Origin of the sequence: Polaromonas sp. (genome assembly GCF_031411155.1) — a bacterium.
Taxonomy (GTDB): domain Bacteria; phylum Pseudomonadota; class Gammaproteobacteria; order Burkholderiales; family Burkholderiaceae_C; genus Polaromonas.
In genome coordinates this window covers 1-2,325 of sequence record NZ_JANOAL010000262.1, presented here as the reverse complement: position 1 = coordinate 2,325, position 2,325 = coordinate 1, and the positions used below count along the sequence as shown (strand labels likewise).

Annotated in this window: 2 protein-coding genes and 1 pseudogene; all 3 read left to right on the top strand. The window is 67.4% G+C overall.

What is annotated here, in order from left to right; genetic code table 11:
* Positions 1-334: pseudogene (locus RMO23_RS15580) on the top strand (type II toxin-antitoxin system HipA family toxin); the annotation flags it as partial.
* 114 nt (positions 335-448) lie between these two features.
* Entirely contained in the window at positions 449-1,918 is a 1,470-nt protein-coding gene (locus RMO23_RS15575) for an RNB domain-containing ribonuclease (protein ID WP_309683435.1), read from the top strand.
* Positions 1,919-2,094: 176 nt separating this feature from the next.
* Positions 2,095-2,325 (top strand): YkvA family protein (locus RMO23_RS15570; RefSeq protein ID WP_309683434.1); only part of this gene is annotated, 231 nt, incomplete at its 3' end.

Genomic DNA, 2,325 nt, shown 5'->3' with positions numbered 1-2,325 from the left:
TCAGGCCGATGGTCACTACCGGCTGTCGCCCGCGTTTGATGTGGTGCCCAGCGCCCAGGGCCTGGGCTACCAGGCGATGGGGGTCGGCGACCAGGCCACGGAGTCCACATTGGTCAACGCGTTGTCGCAGGCACGCCAGTTTGGGTTGAAGGTGGATGCGGCGCGCGGCGTCATCACAGAGGTCAGCGCAGGGGTTGCCGGCTGGAAAGAGGCCTTCACGGCCAAGGGCGTGACGGACCGGGACATTGACCTGCTGGCGCAGTACCTTGACAGTGACAGGCTACGTCTTCAGCGAGAAGAATTTGCGGCCCGCCGCCACGGATTGCACCGATGAACGACTGGCTGATGAGATAGACGCCGCGCTTGCCCGACATGCAAGCCCGCCAGTCCTCGGGTGGGTTCAGCGGGTACATTTGGGCGACTCAACCATTGCAACCATTAGTATTCCATGGACCCCACCCATCTGCACCAAATCGCCGTCGAGGCCATGCGCTCGCGCGGCCTGCTGCCCGCCTTTGCGCCGCAGGCCTTGCAAGAGGCCGAGGCCGCGCGCCGGACGGGCCCTGAACGCAACGGCACCATCCTCGACCTGCGCCACCTGACCTGGTTCTCGATCGACAACGACGACACGCGCGACCTTGACCAGCTGAGCGTGGCCGAGCCGCTGGCCGCTGGCAGCACGCGCCTGCTGGTGGCCGTGGCCGATGTCGATGCCTTGGTGCGGCCCGGCGGCGCGGTGGATGGCCATGCGGCCGTCAACACCACCTCGGTTTACACGGCGGCCGGCGTGTTCCCGATGCTGCCGGAGGTCCTGTCTACCGACCTTACCTCGCTGCACGAAGGCCAGGAGCGCCTGGCGGTGGTGGTTGACATGCAGGTAGCCGCAGACGGCACGGTGTCGGCATCAGACATCTACCGGGCGACGGTGCTCAACCGCGCCAAGCTCACCTACGACGCTGTCTCGGCGTGGCTCGACGGCGCGGCACCGCCACCGCCGCAGATCGCCAGCGTGCCGGGACTGGAGGACCAGGTGCGTTGGCACGACACATTGGCGGGCCAGCTGCGGCAATGGCGCCAGACGCGCGGCGCGCTGAATGTCAACACGGTGTCTGCCCGCCCGGTGTTTGAGGACGGGCAACTGGTGGACCTGCGCCCCGACGAGAAAAACCGCGCCAAGGAGCTGATCGCCGACCTCATGATCGCGGCCAACGGCGCGACGGCCCGCTTTCTGATGGACAAGGGCTTCCCCTCGCTGCGCCGCTTGCTGCAGGCGCCGCGCCGTTGGGACCGCATCGTCGCGCTCGCGGCAAGCCATGGTGTGCCGCTTCCTGCGGCGCCCGATGCGCTGGCGCTAGACCGCTTCCTCAGCGCGCGGCGCCTGGCCGACCCGGCCGGCTTTGCCGACCTGTCGCTGGCCGTGGTGAAGATGCTGGGCTCGGGCGAGTACGCGGCCGCGCCGGCTACGGCGCCCGGTGCGCCGGCCGCAACCGGTTTGGGGCATTTCGGGCTCGCGGTGAACGACTACGCGCATTCCACCGCGCCCAACCGGCGCTTTCCAGACCTGGTGACGCAACGCCTGTTGAAGGCCGCCCTCGCGGGCGAGGCGCCGCCCTATTCGGCCGAGCAGCTGACCGAAATCGCCCGGCACTGCACGCTGCAGGAAGACAACGCCAGCAAGGTCGAGCGCCAGGTGCTGAAAGCGGCGGCGGCCTGGCTGCTACAGGGGCGCATTGGCGAGGTCTTCGACGCCATCGTCACGGGGGCCGCGGCCAAGGGCACCTTTGTGCGCATCAGCCGCCCCTTGCTGGAAGGCCGGGTGGTGCGCGGTTTTGAGGGGCTGGACGTGGGCGACAAATTGCGCGTGCGGCTGCTGGCGGTGGATGCAGAAAAAAGCTTTATCGACTTTGAGCGCGCGTAAGCCGGGCGCAAAATTTGGGGTGTGAATGTAACGACCGGCAAAAACCCCTGTAAACCCCTATAAACCCCTGTAAACCCTTGTAGTCCCTTGTACAAGGCCCGTGCAGCGCCATATGGGCCAGACACCGGCCCGCTGCGGGCCCATCAGCAAGACCGCAAGACCAAAGGAAACCTGCCATGTTCAAACGCCTGACCCTGCTCTGGGCCGTGCTGCGCGGCGACGCGCGGCAGCTGTGGTTCGCGCTGCGTCACCCGGCGGCGCCGCGCTGGCTGAAGGTCGGCACCGCGCTGATCGTGCTGTACGTGCTCTCGCCCATAGACCTCATCCCCGACGTGCTGCCCGTGATTGGCATGGTGGACGACTTGGTGCTGGTGCCGCTGGCGATCCGCTGGCTGCTCAAGCGCCTG